General features: G+C 69.7%; 18 protein-coding genes, 1 tRNA gene and 1 pseudogene. 4 read left to right on the top strand and 16 right to left on the bottom strand.

The features are described 5' to 3' along the window. Together D466_RS23945 and D466_RS0111905 are read left to right on the top strand one after the other, a co-directional pair. Nucleotides 1-151, top strand: a pseudogene (locus D466_RS23945) (IS5/IS1182 family transposase); the annotation flags it as partial. A 114-nt stretch (nt 152-265) separates the two neighbouring features. Continuing rightward, entirely contained in the window at nt 266-643 is a 378-nt protein-coding gene (locus D466_RS0111905; RefSeq protein WP_196803468.1) for a T6SS immunity protein Tli4 family protein, read from the top strand. A gap of 26 nt (nt 644-669) precedes the next feature. On the opposite strand, the gene D466_RS0111900 is transcribed toward D466_RS0111905, so the two are convergent. From D466_RS0111900 to D466_RS0111885, 4 genes are all read right to left on the bottom strand, one after another. Next, complete coding sequence (locus tag D466_RS0111900; protein ID WP_018913942.1) at nt 670-1,722, bottom strand: NAD(P)-dependent alcohol dehydrogenase; 1,053 nt, start codon at nt 1,720-1,722, stop codon at nt 670-672. 19 nt (nt 1,723-1,741) lie between these two features. Then, entirely contained in the window at nt 1,742-2,119 is a 378-nt protein-coding gene (locus tag D466_RS0111895; RefSeq protein WP_018913941.1) for a nucleotide pyrophosphohydrolase, read from the bottom strand. Nucleotides 2,120-2,459: 340 nt separating this feature from the next. After that, nucleotides 2,460-2,708 carry a hypothetical protein gene (locus D466_RS0111890; protein WP_018913940.1) on the bottom strand — a complete coding sequence of 83 codons (249 nt, stop codon included), beginning with the start codon at nt 2,706-2,708 and terminating at the stop codon, nt 2,460-2,462. A gap of 16 nt (nt 2,709-2,724) precedes the next feature. Continuing rightward, on the bottom strand, nt 2,725-3,177 hold the full coding sequence (locus D466_RS0111885; protein WP_196803469.1) for a hypothetical protein: 453 nt from the start codon (nt 3,175-3,177) through the stop codon (nt 2,725-2,727). A gap of 29 nt (nt 3,178-3,206) precedes the next feature. On the opposite strand from D466_RS0111885, the gene D466_RS0111880 reads away from it, so the two are divergent. Then, nucleotides 3,207-3,812 carry a type IV toxin-antitoxin system AbiEi family antitoxin domain-containing protein gene (locus D466_RS0111880; protein WP_018913938.1) on the top strand — a complete coding sequence of 202 codons (606 nt, stop codon included), beginning with the start codon at nt 3,207-3,209 and terminating at the stop codon, nt 3,810-3,812. After that, complete coding sequence (locus D466_RS0111875) at nt 3,809-4,672, top strand: nucleotidyl transferase AbiEii/AbiGii toxin family protein (RefSeq protein WP_018913937.1); 864 nt, start codon at nt 3,809-3,811, stop codon at nt 4,670-4,672. Before D466_RS0111880 ends, D466_RS0111875 begins: the two co-directional genes overlap by 4 nt. Nucleotides 4,673-4,817: 145 nt before the next feature. On the opposite strand, the gene D466_RS0111870 is transcribed toward D466_RS0111875, so the two are convergent. The 12 genes from D466_RS0111870 to D466_RS0111815 all read right to left on the bottom strand — a co-directional run bounded on the left by D466_RS0111870 (nt 4,818) and on the right by D466_RS0111815 (nt 15,670). Further along, nucleotides 4,818-4,893 (bottom strand) — tRNA-Phe (locus D466_RS0111870). 111 nt (nt 4,894-5,004) lie between these two features. Next, complete coding sequence (locus D466_RS0111865) at nt 5,005-5,736, bottom strand: response regulator (protein WP_018913936.1); 732 nt, start codon at nt 5,734-5,736, stop codon at nt 5,005-5,007. A gap of 26 nt (nt 5,737-5,762) precedes the next feature. Continuing rightward, entirely contained in the window at nt 5,763-7,997 is a 2,235-nt protein-coding gene (locus tag D466_RS0111860) for an ATP-binding protein (protein ID WP_018913935.1), read from the bottom strand. Continuing rightward, a complete protein-coding gene (locus D466_RS0111855) occupies nt 7,961-8,578 on the bottom strand; it encodes a DUF4390 domain-containing protein (RefSeq protein WP_038166095.1) in 618 nt (205 codons plus the stop codon). The genes D466_RS0111860 and D466_RS0111855 overlap by 37 nt, the downstream gene beginning before the upstream one ends. Further along, nucleotides 8,575-9,903: a 16S rRNA (cytosine(967)-C(5))-methyltransferase RsmB gene (gene rsmB, locus D466_RS0111850; protein ID WP_018913933.1), complete on the bottom strand. Its 1,329-nt coding sequence runs from the start codon at nt 9,901-9,903 to the stop codon at nt 8,575-8,577. Before rsmB ends, D466_RS0111855 begins: the two co-directional genes overlap by 4 nt. Before the next feature lie 8 nt (nt 9,904-9,911). Further along, nucleotides 9,912-10,376, bottom strand: a complete 465-nt coding sequence (locus tag D466_RS0111845; RefSeq protein WP_018913932.1) for a DsrE family protein — start codon at nt 10,374-10,376, stop codon at nt 9,912-9,914. 58 nt (nt 10,377-10,434) lie between these two features. Then, nucleotides 10,435-10,902: a DsrE family protein gene (locus tag D466_RS0111840; RefSeq protein ID WP_018913931.1), complete on the bottom strand. Its 468-nt coding sequence runs from the start codon at nt 10,900-10,902 to the stop codon at nt 10,435-10,437. 28 nt (nt 10,903-10,930) lie between these two features. Then, nucleotides 10,931-11,221, bottom strand: coding sequence for a hypothetical protein (locus tag D466_RS0111835; RefSeq protein ID WP_018913930.1), 291 nt, complete (start codon nt 11,219-11,221; stop codon nt 10,931-10,933). Nucleotides 11,222-11,233: 12 nt separating this feature from the next. Beyond that, nucleotides 11,234-12,526: a glutamate-5-semialdehyde dehydrogenase gene (locus D466_RS0111830; protein ID WP_018913929.1), complete on the bottom strand. Its 1,293-nt coding sequence runs from the start codon at nt 12,524-12,526 to the stop codon at nt 11,234-11,236. 118 nt (nt 12,527-12,644) lie between these two features. Beyond that, nucleotides 12,645-13,844 carry an ammonium transporter gene (locus tag D466_RS0111825; RefSeq protein ID WP_018913928.1) on the bottom strand — a complete coding sequence of 400 codons (1,200 nt, stop codon included), beginning with the start codon at nt 13,842-13,844 and terminating at the stop codon, nt 12,645-12,647. 238 nt (nt 13,845-14,082) lie between these two features. Next, nucleotides 14,083-15,009 (bottom strand): arginase, encoded by a 927-nt coding sequence (rocF, locus tag D466_RS0111820; RefSeq protein WP_018913927.1) that lies wholly within the window; start codon nt 15,007-15,009, stop codon nt 14,083-14,085. A 7-nt stretch (nt 15,010-15,016) separates the two neighbouring features. Next, nucleotides 15,017-15,670, bottom strand: a complete 654-nt coding sequence (locus tag D466_RS0111815) for a MotA/TolQ/ExbB proton channel family protein (protein ID WP_018913926.1) — start codon at nt 15,668-15,670, stop codon at nt 15,017-15,019. Between the last annotated feature and the right edge of the window lie 19 nt (nt 15,671-15,689).

Below are 15,689 nucleotides of genomic sequence, written 5' to 3'. Positions count from 1 at the left end.
ACATGTCTTCGGCGTCATCAAGCGGCTGTGGGGCTTCAGCAAGGTGCGCTATCGCGGACTGGATAAGAACGCGACGCGCGCGTTCGCCGCGCTGGCCTTGAGCAACATCTTCATGTGCCGAAATCGGCTCATGGCACAGGTGCGTCCATAAGGGCGCAAGGCGGGTCGAAAGGCTCGCGAATGAGGCCCGATGGGCGCCAAATCACCCTCATCGAATCGAGTTCCCGCATCCTGAAATCGTAGGGCCCGGCTTCTGCAAAAACAGGTGCTTCTTCAGCGTTGCCCTAGGCCCAGCGGAACTTTCCGCGCGCTCGGCGCTCTGACACGCAAGAGCCTTGCGTGCGGCCGCGGCAAGCGCACGCTGCACGGCTTGTGGGAGGGCGAGGAGGTGCTGAGCCGGTCCACGCAGGATCAGGCCCTGCGCTTCGAATGGCAACTGGTGGGCCAGAGCGGCAACGTGGCCCTCCCGGCGCACCTGGACATCAGCCTGATGACGCGGGTGGAGAACAACCGCGTAGGCGATGCGCGCACCAGCGCGATCAGCGAGGAGCAGGCGGTGGAACTGTGGGACCGGCTGCTGGAGGGGGTGAAGTTCCGCGTCGCGGTGCCGGGCGCCACCGCGGCTTCGGTGGCCTTGGCGTAGGGCGCCCTGGCCGGCCCCGCTGCCGCTCAGGTCGCCGCCAGCGTGGCGCTGTCGATCACGAAGCGGTACTTCACGTCGCCGCGCAGCATGCGCTCGTAGCTGGCGTTGATCTGGTCGGCGCGGATCAGCTCGATGTCGGCGACGATGCCGTGCTCGGCGCAGAAATCCAGCATCTCCTGGGTCTCGGGGATGCCGCCGATCATCGAGCCGGCCAGCGCGCGGCGCTTCATGATCAGGTCGAACACCTGCGGCGACGGGTGCGGCGCGGCCGGCGCGCCGACCAGCACCAGCGTGCCGTCTCGCTTGAGCAGCACGAGCAGCGCGTCGAGGTCGTGCGGAGCCGCGACCGTGTCGAGGACCATGTCGAAGCTCTTGAGGTGCGCGGCCATCTCTTCGGGGTGGCGCGACACCACCACCTCGTGAGCGCCCAGTTCCTTCGCTGCGGCACGCTTGGACTCCGAGGTGGTGAAGGCCACCACGTGGGCGCCCATGGCGTGCGCGATCTTGATGCCCATGTGGCCGAGGCCGCCGATGCCGACCACGCCCACCTTGCGGCCCGGCCCCGCCTTCCAGTGGCGCAGCGGCGAGTAGGTGGTGATGCCCGCGCACAGCAGCGGCGCCACGGCCGCGAGCTGCGCCTCGGGGTGGCGCACCCGCAGCACGTAGCGTTCGTGCACCACGATGTGTTGCGAATACCCGCCCAGCGTCCAGCCCGGCTCGTCCGCGCTCGGGCCGTTGTAGGTGCCGACCATGCCGTCGCAGTAGTTCTCCAGCCCGGCGTGGCAGTCCTCGCACTCCTTGCAGCTGTCGACCATGCAGCCCACACCGACCAGGTCGCCGGGGCGAAAGCCCTTCACGTGGGCGCCGACCGCCGACACGCGGCCCACGATCTCGTGGCCCGGCACGCAGGGGTACTGCGTGCCTGCCCATTCGGAACGCACCTGGTGCAGGTCCGAGTGGCAGATGCCGCAATAGGCGATGTCGATCTGCACGTCGTGCGCGCCGGGCGCGCGGCGGCTGATGCGCATGGATTCCAGCGGCTTGTCGCCGGCGTGGGCTCCGTAGGCGTGGGTCTGCATGTCTCGTGTCCTTTCTGTTTCATGGGCCGCGCTTGCGGTTGCTGCCGCGGACCTCGTCGGCCGGGTAGCGCAGCGCGTTGCGTTGCATCTTGTCGCGCACTGCCGAGTCCAGGTCCACGCCCAGCCTGTCGGCCAGGCGCACCAGGTACACCAGCACGTCGGCCAGTTCGTCGCGCACGGCCTGCGCCGTACGCGGGTCGGCGCCCGCGCTGGCGGATTCCTCGGCGCTCATCCACTGGAAGATCTCCACCAGCTCGCCGACCTCGCCGGTCAGCGCCATGGCGAGGTTCTTCGGGCTGTGGAACTGGGTCCAGTCGCGCTCCTGCGCGAAGCGCTCGAGCGCGCGCGAAAGACCGCCCACGTCGACCAGGCGCGGAGCTTGGGAATCGGAATCCATGGGGCTGGGAATGGATGCGCGGATGGGTGCGGCCGCGGCCGCCGAACCGGCGAGCGACCAGCAGGAAGATAGCGAATCGCGGGGATTTCTGCCCGGGCCGGACTCGGCCCGGAGGTGTCACGCGCCCTGCGGGCGCGGCAGGCGCATTCCGAAAGACGAACGGCCCGGGTGCCGAAGCAACCGGGCCGTTCGTCGGAAATCCTGCTGGTGGAGTATATCAGCCGGGTGGACGACCCTCCCGCAGTCCTGCGCCGATCACCGTACTGAGTCCGATCAGTTGGGATGTGCGAGGAACGAACGCGATCGTCGCTGATCCCCCACTACTTCCCGGCCCCGTGGATCAGCGCTGCTTGTTGGCCTGGGACAGCACCGACGCCCCAAGTTCCTTCGTGCCTTTGGCATATCGATCACTTGCCAAGACGCGGGCGGCCGTGTCTTCCATCTTCGCGCCGGTCTGCTTTTCGCCGGCGCGCTGGGCCAGGGCCGAAGCGGCAAGGCTCTTCGCAACTTGGGACGCGCTGCTGCTTTGCAGCGTCTCGGATGCCAGTCGGCCGATTCGCGAGGACGTCTGCTTCGTGTTCTTGGACATCACGGTTCCTTTCACATCAAGATTTGGATACGGGTCGAAACTGCACCACCTTGTTGCCTTGACCCGGACGGTCATCGGTTGGCTTCTGGACTGCCTTCAGTCGCGCGAACTCCACGACATTGGTCTTGCCCTGGAAGTAGCCTTCGGGCAGCCCGGCAAGCGCCTCGATGTCCCCGGCCGTGATCTCTTCTGGGTCGGTGTAAGTACGAGTCGGTACGTTGACATCGGGGTAATCGACGTACTCCATCAATGCAGCGGCCACGTCCTGGGCCCACTCGAGACGGGCTTCAAGCATTGCCCGCGCCGCGACGTGTGCAGACGCGTTGCTGCGAAAAAGCGGCAACGACACCTTCGCCGACGGCACGCGCGTAACCCTCCCGGCTTGTAGCGAGCCCAGCGCATCGCCGGCCAGCGGAGCGGCCCGGAGAACATGGGCGAAATGTTTCGTTTTGTCTTCAGGAAGTTGCATTCGACGAAATAACGGAACATACTCCACCCATGCTCTCCAGTACCCATACGCAGCGCGTCCTCGATCTGGCAAGCCAGAAAGGGCTGCTGCGCGCCAGCGACCTGGGCGCCATCGATGCGCCACGGGTCGTGCTGACGCGCCTGGCCGCCGCCGGCCTGCTGGAGCGGATTGGGCGTGGTCTGTACCGCCTGCCGGACACCCAGGGATCCGAACACGACAGTCTGGTCACCGTCGCAACCAAGGTGCCGCAAGCCGTGTTCTGCCTGCTCACCGCGCTGCAGTTCCACGAGCTGACCACCCAACTGCCACGCCAGGTCTGGATTGCCATGCCGCGCGGCAGCCATGCCCCACGGTTCGACTACCCACCGATCAAGATGGTGCAGTTCACCGGGGAAGCCTACACAGCGGGCGTCGAGGAAGTTGAACGCGATGGCGTCAAGCTCCGGATCTACGGCGTGGCCAAGACGGTGGCGGACTGTTTCAAGCACCGCAACAAGATCGGCCTGGACGTGGCGCTGGAGGCTCTGAAGGACGCCCGGGCTCGCAACAAGGCATCGGTCGATGACATCTGGCGCTTCGCCAAGGTCTGCCGCGTGGCCAACGTGATGCGGCCCTACCTGGAGAGCATCGGATGAACCCCGCCAATCCCAACGTCGCGGCGTCCGTCCGTGCGCGCCTGCTCAACGTTGCCAAAGCTCAGGGTGTCGATTTCAATCAGGTGCTGGTGCGATTCGCGCTGGAGCGCATCCTTTACCGCATGACCCAATCGCAGCACGCGGACCGCTTTCTGCTCAAGGGCGCGCTGCTGTTCACGCTCTGGTACGACATGCCCCACCGGGCCACGCGCGACGCCGACCTGCTCGGCTTCGGTGCGAACGATCTGGCATCGGTCGCCGAAACCTTCCGCGACATCGCTGCCGTGGCTGTAGACGACGGCATTGCATTTGACCCCGCCTCGGTCACGGTCGAGGAAATCCGCAAGGAAGCCGGCTACGGCGGCGTCCGCGTGATCATCGCGGGCGAACTGGCCAAGGCGCGCTGCAAGACGCAGATCGATGTGGGCTTCGGCGATGCCGTCACACCGGCACCGGTGGATTCGGTCTATCCGGTCCTGCTGGACGATCTTCCCGCGCCCAAGTTGCGGGCCTACCCGACGTACACGGTCATCGCGGAAAAGCTCCACGCCATCGCCCTGCTGGGCATGACCAACAGCCGCCTGAAGGACTACTTCGATCTGTCGGTGCTGCTGGAAAGAGAAACACTGGACACCGATTTGCTGGCTCAAGCGATCAAAGCCACCTTCGAGCGGCGCGGCATGTCCGTGCCCGATGCAGTGCCGATTGGGCTGACGGACGAGTTTGCACACGATTCCTCGCGGCAGTCGTTGTGGCTGGCGTTTCTGAAGAAGAACGAGCTTCCCCCCGAGCCCCTGCCTGCCATCGTGGATCGGTTGCGATCGGCCCTGGCACCCGCGTTGAACCGAGCCGCTCTTTGAACACCGGCTTGTAGAGCAGCAGCTTCGCGTCCATCAAGAGATGACACACCGCCCCCTGGCACACCCAGAATGCGCGTGAACGCCGCGTACCTTGCGTGGTCTGGAAGTGAAAACGCCCAACTGAGAACAGTTGGGCGTTGAATGGTGGTGGCCAGGGGCGGAATCGAACCGTCGACACGCGGATTTTCAATCCGCTGCTCTACCAACTGAGCTACCTGGCCGTACTGCGTTGCCGGACATGCGCGCATGCGTTCCTTTGCGCGCCGTCAGGCAAGCCCAACATATTACCAAAGCTTTGCCCGGTGTCGGCAAGTGCGCGCCGCGGCGCGCACTCAATCGTCCTCGTCGTCCAGCGCGGGGCGCGTCGTCGGTGCAGGCGCGGCCGGCGCCGCGGGGGCGCTGGGCATTGCGGCCAGGCCCTGCAGGCCGGAGGGCGCCGGGCGGCGGCCGTTGCGGCCCCAGTCCACGCCGAGCTGCTTGAGCTTGCGGTACAGGTGCGTGCGTTCCAGGCCGGTCTTGTCGGCCACGCGGGTCATGCTGCCGCCCTCGCGGGCGAGGTGGAACTCGAAATACGCGCGCTCGAAGTCGTCGCGCGCCTCGCGCAGCGGGCGGTCGAGCGGGAAGCTCTGCTCGGCCAGCAGCGGCGGCGGCTCGGCCGCCGGCAGGCTGTTCATGCCGGATTCCAGGCGCGGCTTGGGTGCCGGCTTGCTCAGGCCCTGCTCGACCGCGCGCAGCAGCTTCTGCAGCGCGATGGGCTTCTCGAGGAAGGCCATCGCGCCGATGCGCGTGGCCTCCACCGCGTTGTCGATGGTGCCGTGCCCGCTCATCATGATCACCGGCATGGTCAGCTGGCCCGCGCCGGCCCACTCCTTGAGCAGGGTGACGCCGTCGGTGTCGGGCATCCAGATGTCGAGCAGCACCAGGTCGGGCCGGAAACGTGCGCGCATCTCGCGTGCCTGCTGCGCGTTCTCGGCAGCCTCCACGGTGTGGCCCTCGTCGTTCAGAATCTCGGACAACAAGTCGCGTATGCCGATCTCGTCGTCCACCACAAGGATGCTTGCCATAGGCCAAGGAATTCCGATGTTTGCCGTCAGGCCCCGCTGGCCGGCGGGGTTGCCATAGCGGGAAATATAAGGGATACGCGGGCCCCGCTCGTTGCCCCCGGCGTGCCCAGATTCTGCACCTCCACGCGTGCGTGGTGTTCTTCGGCGATTTTCTTCACCACCGCCAAGCCCAGTCCGGTGCCGCGGAGCTTGGTGGTCACGTAGGGCTCGAAGGCCCGCGCCAGCACCTTTTCGGGGAAGCCCGGCCCCGTGTCGCTGACCGACAGGCGTACCCGTTGCGCGCCGCTGCCGCCCGAGCGGTAGGTGTCGGTGTGGATGGTCACGCCGCCCTGCTCCTGACCCGCGATGGCGTCCAGCGCATTTTGCACCAGGTTGTGCACTACCTGGCGCAATTGCGCGGCATCCCCCTCGATGGTGGGCAGCGACGGGCCGAGCTCGGCATGCACGTGCGCCGACTGGGCCGCGTACAGATTGAGCACGTCGCCTACCAGCACGTTCAGGTCCATGGGCTCGACATGGGTGACCGGAGTGCGCGCGTAGTCGCGGAATTCGTCGACCATGCGGCGCATGGCGGTGACCTGGTTGACGATGGTGCCGGTGGCGCGCGTGAGCATGTCGCGGTCGGCCCCGCTCAGGCGCGCCTCGAGTTTCATCTGCAGGCGCTCGGCGGACAGCTGGATGGGCGTCAGCGGGTTCTTGATCTCGTGCGCCAGGCGCCGCGCGACTTCCCCCCAGGCCAGCGAACGCTGCGCGGAGATGAGTTCGCTGATGTCGTCGAACACCACCACCGCGGCGCCCTGGTTGGGCAGCAGCAGGCGCGCGCCGCGCACCAGCAGGGTCACGGGGGTGTCGCTGCCGGGCGGGGTGTAGTCGAGCTGGCGCAGCCAGTGGTCGCTGCTGCCGGCGCCGAGTTCGTGGAAGGCGGTCTCGATCTCCGCGGCGAAGCTCTTCAGCCCGGCGACGCTGGCGATGGCCTGGCCGATGGAGCCCTGCACCGCCACGCGCAGCACGCGCGTCGCGCTGGGGTTGGCCAGGGTCAGGCGCAGGCCGTCGTCGAGTACCAGCACGCCGGCCGACAGGTTGTCCAGCACGCTTTGCAGGTAGGCTCGCGAGGCCTCCAGGGCCTGCCGGCTGGCCTCGGCCTGCTGGCGCGCGTCGGCGAGTTGCGCGGTCATGGCGTTGAAGGAGCGGGTCAGCGAACCCAGTTCGTCGCCCGAGCGGGCCTCGGGGCGCTGGCGCAGGTCGCCGCCGGCCACCGCGCGCATGCCGTCGGCCAGCATCAGCAGCGGGCTGGCGAGCTGGTTGCCCAGCACCACGGCCAGCAGCACCGCGGCGAACACGGTGAGGAACAGCGTGAGGGTCAGCGTGGAGATGTACATGCGCCGCAGGCCGTCGCGCCCCAGCGCGCGTTCCTGGTACTCGGCATAGGCGCGCTGCACTTCCAGCGCGCTGCGCGAGATCGCGTTGGGCACGTTCTGCACCAGCAGCAGGTAGCGCTGGTGTCCGGGCAGCAGCAGCGAGCGCGTGGGCAGCGGAATCACCACGCGCAGCCGGAGCTGGCTGCTGGCGGTGGCCACGCCGTCTTCTCCGCCCTCGACGCTGGCGAGCTGGCCCATCAGGCGCAGCTGGCGCATGGCCTCGGCGCCGGGCAGGTCGGGCACCAGCGCGAAGGGGTTGCCGCCCGCGCTGGCCACCACGTTGCCGTTGCCGTCGAACACCGTGGCCTGCTCGAGGCTGAGCTGCTGCAGCAACTGCTCCAGCGCCACCGGCGACACCTCGCCGCGGCTGTCCACCACTTGCCCGGCCACGTTGCGCCCCTTGGCGCCGAGGTCGGCCAGCAGCACGTTCAGCGTGGTGCGTCCCAGGTTCAGCCCGGAGGTCAGCGCGCGCTCCACCTTCACGTCGAACCAGGTCTCGATGCTGCGCGCGACGAACTGGTAGGACACGACGTAGATGATCAGCCCCGGCAACACCCCTACCAGCGTGAACACCATGGCCAGCTTGAACAGCAGGCGGCTGCCGAAGCGGCGCTTGCGCAGGCGCCACAGCAGGCGCGACGACAGGCCCAGGATCAGCAGCAGCAGCAGCGCCGCCACGGCCAGGTTGATCCAGTACAGGATCCCGAACAGGGGGTTCACCTCCGCCGTGTTCTTGGTCGACACGGCGAGCAGGAACACCAGGAACACCACCAGCGGCAGGCCCACGACCAGCGCGACCCATGAGGCTAGGCGGGTGGTGCGGTTGACGGTGCGGTGGTCCATGTGAAGCTGACCTGGGGGAAATCCGCCTGCAGCTGCCAGTCGGATTGCGAGGCCACGTTGAGCTGGAAGGGGCGGGGGAGTTGCGACAGGTCGAGCTCGAAGCGCCCGCCCAGCTGGTAGGTCTGGCCCGGCTTGAGATCCTTCGCGTCGGCCACCTTCAGGTGGGCGACGTGCTGGACCTGGTTGAGCGCGTCGTCGAGCGTGTGGTAGCTGGTGCGCAGCCCCCCGGTGGACACGCGGTACTTGCCCAGCAGCGGCTCGAAGCCGAGCCGCGTGAGCTGCTGGCCCTCGCCCATGCTGGCATTGAACCACCACCAGCGCGACTGCGACACGCTCATGCGGGTGAGGAAGTACAGGGGAATGCCGCGGTGCAGCGCGTCCTCCAGGGTCACCGGCAGCGCGAACACCAGCGTGGCGCTGGCGTAGACGCCGTCGGGGTCGAGCTCCACGCTCGGCGGTTGCGCGTCCACCGTGGCCGCCCGCGCTTGCGGGAAGGCCGCCAGCAGGGTCGCGGCCGCGCCGGCCCCCGCGCAGGCCAGCACGCGGCGGCGCATCGGGTCAGGGGCCTGCGACGGACTCATGCGGGAGCATCGGCACGCTTGGCGAACAGGGCGTAGTAGAAGCCGTCGCGCTCGGGCGACCGGCCTGGCAGGATCTGCCCGGGTGCGGCCAATGCTAGCGCATCGCCGTGCCGCTCCAGGAAGCTGGCCGCCTGCTGCGCGCCTTCGGCCGGAAACACCGAACAGGTGGCGTACAGCAGGTGCCCGCCGGGGCGCAGCAGCGGCCACAGCGCATCGAGCAGTTCGCGTTGCTGCGAGGCCAGCGCGTCGATGTCCGCCGGCTTGCGCAGCCAGCGGATGTCGGGGTGGCGCCGGCTGATGCCGCTGGCGCTGCAGGGGGCGTCGAGCAGGATGCGGTCGAAGCCGCGCCCGTCCCACCAGGTGTCGGGGCGCGCGGCGTCGGCCACGCGCAGCTCGGCGCCGCGCAGGCGCAGGCGCTCGAGGGTCTCGCCGATGCGCGGCGCGCGCTGCGCGTCGCGCTCCAGCGCCAGCAGCTCGCAGTCGGCCAGTTCGAGGAGGTGCGCGGTCTTGCCGCCGGGGGCGGCGCAGGCGTCGAGCACGCGCATGCCGGCGCGCGGGTCCAGCAGCACCGCGGCGAGTTGCGCCGAGGCGTCTTGCACGCTGACCGCGCCCTGCGCGAAGTGCGCAAGCCGGGTCACCGGCACCGCGCGTTCGAGCACCAGTGCCTGCTCCAGCCCCGGGCCTTCGGGGGCCTGGGCCTCGAGGCCTGCCTCGCGCAGCAGGCGCAGGTAGTCCTCGCGCGTGCCCCAGCGCCGGTTCACGCGCAGGGTCATCGGAGGAGGCGAGGCGGCCAGTTCCAGCACGCGCTGCCAGTCCTGCGGCCAGGCGCCGCGCAAGGCCTCGATCCACCAGGCCGGATGGTTGTAGCGTGCCTCGTCGTTGGCCAGCGCCTCGCGTAGCAATTCATCGCGCTGCGCCTGGAACCGGCGCAGCAGCGCGTTGACCAGCCCGCGCGCGGCACGCGTGCGAGGCCGCGCGGCGCAGGCCTGCACGGCCTCGAACACCAGGGTGTGGTCGGCGTAGGGGCGCGGCTCGGGCAGGCTGAGCAGGGCCAGCGCCACCAGCAGCAGGTGTTCGAGCTGCGGCGGCTTGAGCGCCTTGGGGTGCATGCGGGCCAACAGGGCGCGCGCGCGGCCCAGCCCGCGCAGGGCCTCGAAGCTCAGGGCCTGCGCCGCGCCGCGCCGCGCGGCGTCCGCCGCGCCCAGGCGCGGCAGCGCGGTGGCGAGGGACTCGCCGCGCAGCACGCAGCCGAGCAACTCGGCCGCCGCGAGCAGATCCTGGTGCAGCGCGCGCGGCGCGCCGGGGTCCGATGCCTGGGTTTTCAAGGTCCGCTTCAGGGCGAGATGTAGGCGTAGCCTTCGCGGTACTGCAGGGTCGCGGCCTCGACCACTCCGGAGGGCACCGTGGTGGCGTCGAGCAGCACCTGGTCCTTGGAGATCTTGCGGTTGCTCAGGGTGTTCTCGCACACGCGGAAGGACACGCCGCGCCCGGCCAGGTCGCCGACGTTGCCGGCGTACTCGGCGCCGTTGGCATCCTTCGCGTCATTGAGCAGGAAATCGATGCCGGCGCCGTTGCCCACCACGACGATTTTCGCGGTGGGGTCGGCCGCCAGGTGGTTGCGCACGTTGGCCAGGGCGCGCGAGGCCTGCGTGTTGCCCTGGGTGATGTGATAGACGACGTGCACGGGGCCCTTGGAGTCGGTGGCGGCGCGGGCCGCGCCAGCCGCGGCCAGCGTGGCGGCACCGGCCGCGGCGGATGCGAGCAGCGCCTTGCGGCGCGATGAAATGGGGTCGGGCATGGCAGTCTCCTGAACGCGAGGCTTCGCGATACGCCGCGGATGCGGCGGTAACTTGATGTTACGGCTTCAGGTAATACCAGCCCTCGGATTGCAGACGGATGATCTCGTACACCCCGGCGGGTACCGTGGTCGCCTCCAGCACCAGTTCGCTGCTGGGGATCTTCAGGAAGGTCAGGGTGTTCTGGCAGGCCCGGAACTGCACCCCCTGGTTGGCCAGCGCGCCGATGATGCCCGAGAAGGCCGCTCCCGTCGGGGCCTTGGCGCCGTTGAGCAGGAAGCGGATGGCCTTGCCGTAGCCCACCACGACGAACTGCATCTTCGGGTCGAGCTCGAGCACGTTCTGGATGTTGATCAGGCCTTCGTAGGCCTGTTCCAGGTCCACGCTGATCTGCATCACCACCTTCCATGGCTGGCTGGAGATCGGCTTGGCCGTGACCGGCCCCTGCTCCTGGGCCCGCGCCAGCGGCGCGGCGCCGAGGCCGGCGAGTCCGGCGCCCAGCAGGCGCAGGCGGTCGCGTGGATTCATGGGGCGGATCTCCTCGTGGGGCGGCGTTTCAATCGGCCGCCAGCAGGTACACGCTCAGGCGGTGCAGGCCGAAGCGGCGGCGCCGCGCCAGCGCGCGGTAGGGCCAGTAGCCCAGCAGCGTGGCGAACATCAAGGCCAGCGCGTTGAACAACACGCCGCCGAGCAGCACGCCCGGCGCCTGGGCCAGGCCCAGTTCGTGGCGGTACGCGTACAGCGCGACGAGGCCGCTGATCACGCCCATGCCGCTGCCCAGCGCCGCGCTCAGGCGCAGCAGCGTGGGCAGCGTGAGGATGCCGGCGAGGTGGTCGGGATGGCGCATGGCGTGGGGGGCTCAGCCGCGCACCTGGCCGTCGCCCAGCACCATCCACTTCTGGCTGGTGAGGCCCTCCAGGCCGACCGGGCCGCGTGCGTGGAACTTGTCGGTGGAAATGCCGATCTCGGCACCCAGCCCGAACTCGAAGCCGTCGCTGAAGCGGGTGGAGGCATTGACCATCACGGCCGCGGAATCCACTTCCCGCAGGAAGCGCATCGCATGCTGGTGCTGGCTGGTCAGGATCGTATCGGTGTGTTGCGAGCCGTAGCGGTTGATGTGCTCGATGGCCTCGTCCAGGCCTTCGACGATCTTGATGGAAATGATCGGGGCCAGGAATTCGGTGCTCCAGTCGGCCTCCACCGCGTCGCGCAGCAGCGCGGCCGCGCCGGGCACCGCCTCCAGCAGCGCCCGGCTTCGCGGGCAGCAGCGCATTTCCACGCCCTTGGACGCGAACACGGCGCCGATGCGCGGCAGGAAGCCTTCGGCGCTGGCGCGCGCCACCAGCAGCGATTCCGCGGCGTTGCAGGGGCTGTAGCGCTGGGTCTTGGAGTTGTCGGTGACCTTCAGCGCCATGTCCAGGTCCACCGTGTCGTCCACGTAGACGTGGCAGTTGCCGTCGAGGTGCTTGATCACGGGCACGCGCGCCTCGGCGCTGATGCGCTCGATCAGGCCCTTGCCGCCGCGGGGAATGATCACGTCCACGTACTGGGGCATGGTGATGAGTTCGCCCACCGCGGCGCGGTCGGTCACCGGCACCAGTTGCACCGCGTCGCCCGGCAGCCCGGCGCCCTGCAGGGCCTGTGCCACGCAGGCGGCCAGCGCGCGGTTGCTGTGGATAGCCTCCGAGCCGCCGCGCAGGATCACCGCGTTGCCCGACTTGATGGCCAGGCCGGCGGCTTCGATGGTCACGTTCGGCCGGCTCTCGAAAATCATGCCGAACACGCCCAGAGGCACGCGCATGCGCCCGACCGTGATGCCGCTGGGCCGGCGGCGCAGATCGGTCATCTCGCCGATGGGGTCGGGCAGCGCGGCCACCTGCTCGCAGGACTGGGCCATCTGCTCCAGCACCTTGTCGCCAAGCTGCAGGCGGTCGACGAAGGCGGGTTCCAGCCCGGCCTCGCGGGCGGCCTGCAGGTCCTCGCGGTTGGCCTCGCGCAAGGCCGGGGCCTGCGCGCGCAGGATGCCCGCCAGGTCCAGAAGCGCGCGGTTCTTCTCGGCCGTGCCGGCGCGCGCCATGGCCCGCGAGGCGCTGCGCGCGCGCACGCCCAGGTCGGTCATCAGGAGGTGGATGTTGCCGGCGGCGCTGTTCATGGAGGGATTCCTGCTCGAACGCGCATTGTCGCAAACTGCGGGCGCCGCGGTGCGGGGCACGTTGCGCCGCGTCAACGCGGCGTACGCCCGCGGGCGCCGGCGCGCCGCGGTGGGGGCCTCACCAGCTGACTTCGCGTTCGGGCGTCGAGGTGATCTGGTGGATGGACAGGTCGGCGCCGTCGAATTCGGCCTCGGCGTCCAGGCGCAGGCCCATGGTGAGCTTGAGCAGGCCGTAGACCACGGTGCCCCCGAGCAGCGCCCAGGCCACCGCGGCCAGCGTGCCCACCAGTTGCGCACCCAGGCTGATGCCGCCCAGGCCGCCCAGCGCGGTCTGCCCGAAAATGCCCGCGGCGATGCCGCCCCAGGTGCCGCACAGCCCGTGCAGGGGCCACACCCCCAGCACGTCGTCGATGCGCAGGCGGTTCTGGGTGAGGGTGAACATGCGCACGAACAGCCAGCCGGCCACCGCGCCGGTGATCAGCGCGCCCACCGGGTGCATCAGGTCCGAGCCGGCGCACACGGCCACCAGCCCGGCCAGCGGGCCGTTGTAGACGAAGCCCGGGTCGTTGCGCCCGGCGATCAGCGCGGCCAGGGTGCCGCCGACCATGGCCATCAGCGAGTTCACCGCGACCAGTCCGGAGATCTTGGTGACGCTTTGCGCGCTCATCACGTTGAAGCCGAACCAGCCCACGACCAGGATCCACGACCCCAGCGCCAGGAAGGGAATGCTGGACGGCGGGTGCGGGTTCACGCGCCCGTCGCGGTAGCGCCCCTTGCGCGCGCCCAGCAGCAGCACCGCCGGCAGCGCCAGCCAGCCGCCCATGGCGTGCACCACGATGGAGCCGGCGAAGTCGTGGAACTGCGCGCCGAACACCGACTGGAACCAGGCCTGCACGCCGAAGCGCTGGCCCCACATGGCTCCCTCGAACACCGGATAGACCAGGGCCACGATGATGGCGGTGGCCAGCAGCTGGGGGTAGAACTTGGCGCGCTCGGCGATGCCGCCGGAGATGATGGCCGGCACCGCCGCCGCGAAGGTGAGCAGGAAGAAGAAGCGGGTCAGCGCCAGCCCGTCGTCCAGGTTGAGCTGGGGGGCGGGCGACAGGAAGCTGATGCCGTAGGCGATGGCGTAGCCGACGAAGTAATAGGCCAGCGTGGCCACCGAGAAGTCGGTGAGGATCTTCACCAGGGCGTTGACCTGGTTCTTGCGGCGCACCGTGCCGAGTTCCAGGAAGGCGAATCCGGCGTGCATGAACAGCACCAGGATGGCGCCGAGAAGCAGGAACAGCACGTTGGCGCTGGTTTGCAGGGCTTGCATGGGAGGAAGGCTCCGGACGGGTGCGTTGCACCACCATGTGGACGAAAGCCCCGCCATGAAGCAAGAAGCGTTCCAAAACCGTGCGCGATGCTCCGTTCGAGTGCGTAGATGCCCGGCTGCGCGCCGTGCCTCGCGCGAAAGCACCATTTCGGGGATTTCAGCAGGCCGTGACGCACCTTCTTCGTACAGGACGCCCCGGAATGGTGCGTGTGCCGCGGGTCGCCGCCTCGCCAGCGTTTCAGTCCGGGCTGCGCAGCAGCGTGGAGCGCCCGAACAGGCTTTGCAGCAATTCCACCAGCGCCTCGGCGCTGCGGTTGCGCAGGTCCAGCGCGGGATTGAGCTCGACCACGTCGATGGAGCCCACGCAGCCTCGGTCGGCCAGCATTTCCATGCACAGCTGCGCCTCGCGCCAGGTCGGGCCGCCGCGCACGGTGGTGCCCACCCCGGGGGCCGTGTCGGGGTCGAGGAAGTCCACGTCCAGGCTCAGGTGCACGTGGGTTTGCGCGTCCACGCCCTCGAGCATGCGCTGCACCACCGTGCGCATGCCTTGTTCGTCGATGGCGCGCATGTCGTCCACGTGCACATGGTGGCTGCGCAGCAGGCGGCGCTCGAGTTCGTCCACGCTGCGCACGCCCAGCAGGCGCAGCTGCTGCGGCCGCAGCACCGGACGCCCGGCGCCCAGGCCGAGCAGCGGCTCCGGGCCCATGCCGCACAGGCAGGCCAGGGGCATGCCGTGCAGGTTGCCGCTGGGCGTGGTCTCGGAGGTGTTGAAGTCGGCGTGGGCGTCCAGCCACAGCACCCGCAGCTCGCGCTGCGTGGCGGCGCAATGCGCGGCCACGGCGGCAATGGAGCCGAAGGCCAGGCAGTGGTCGCCGCCCAGCAGCATGGGCAATTCGCCCGCGCCCAGCGCCTCGGCGACGGCGTCGCGCACCGCGCGGTTCCATTGCACCACCTGCTCCAGGTGGCGCCAGCCGTCGCGCGGGCTCTCCCAGGGGTTGCCGGGCCCGGCCAGGTTGCCGGCGTCGTGCACGCGCAGGCCCAGCGCCTGCAGGGCCGGCGCCAGTCCCGCCACGCGCAGCGCCTCCGGCCCCATGGAGGCGCCCCGCACGCCGGCGCCGATGTCGGTGGGGGCACCGATGAGGCGGACGGCACGCGGCGCGGGCATGGGGTTCTCAGGCGCCGGGCCCGCCTCCGGCCAGCAGGTGCTGCAGGTCCAGCGCGAAGCCCTCGAGCTGGGCGTCCAGCGCGCGGGCGCGCTTGCCCAGCGCGTTGTAGGCCAGCACCGCGGGAATGGCCACCGCCAGCCCCGCCGCGGTCATGACCAGGGTGTCGCCGACCGGGCCGGCGATCTTGTCCACGCCCACCTGTTGCAGCGCCGAGATCGTGCCCAGCGCGTGGTAGATGCCCCAGACGGTCCCGAACAGGCCCACGAAGGGGGCCGTGCTGCCCACGCTGGCCAGCAGCACGTGGCCCGCATGCAGGCGCCGGCTGCCCGCGTCCAGCGCGTCGCGCAGTTCGCGGCGCACGCGGTCGGCCTGGGCCTGCCAGGCGTGGCCCTCGGGTTGTTCCAGCTGGCGGCAGCGCTCGGCCAGCGCCGCCGCGGGGCCCTCGGGGTCTGCCTGCCGCGCGGCGGCCGAGGCCTGCTCGCGCGAGGGCGCCGCCCAGAACGCGGCGATGGCGCGCGGCACGCTGCGCGCGCAGCGCCACAGCAGCGCGGTCTTCCAGAAGATGACGAACCAGCTGGCCATCGACATGGCCAGCAGCGCCGCCGCAACGGCCTGCATCAGCGCATCGCCCTGCAGCGCCGAGATCGGGGCCATGTGCATCGGAGTCGGCGGCGGTGGC

Origin of the sequence: Thiomonas sp. FB-6 (genome assembly GCF_000377645.1) — a bacterium.
In the GTDB taxonomy this organism is placed as follows: domain Bacteria; phylum Pseudomonadota; class Gammaproteobacteria; order Burkholderiales; family Burkholderiaceae_C; genus Thiomonas_A.
The sequence above is the reverse complement of the archived record's forward strand: the minus strand, read 5'-3'. Positions and strand labels throughout refer to the sequence as shown.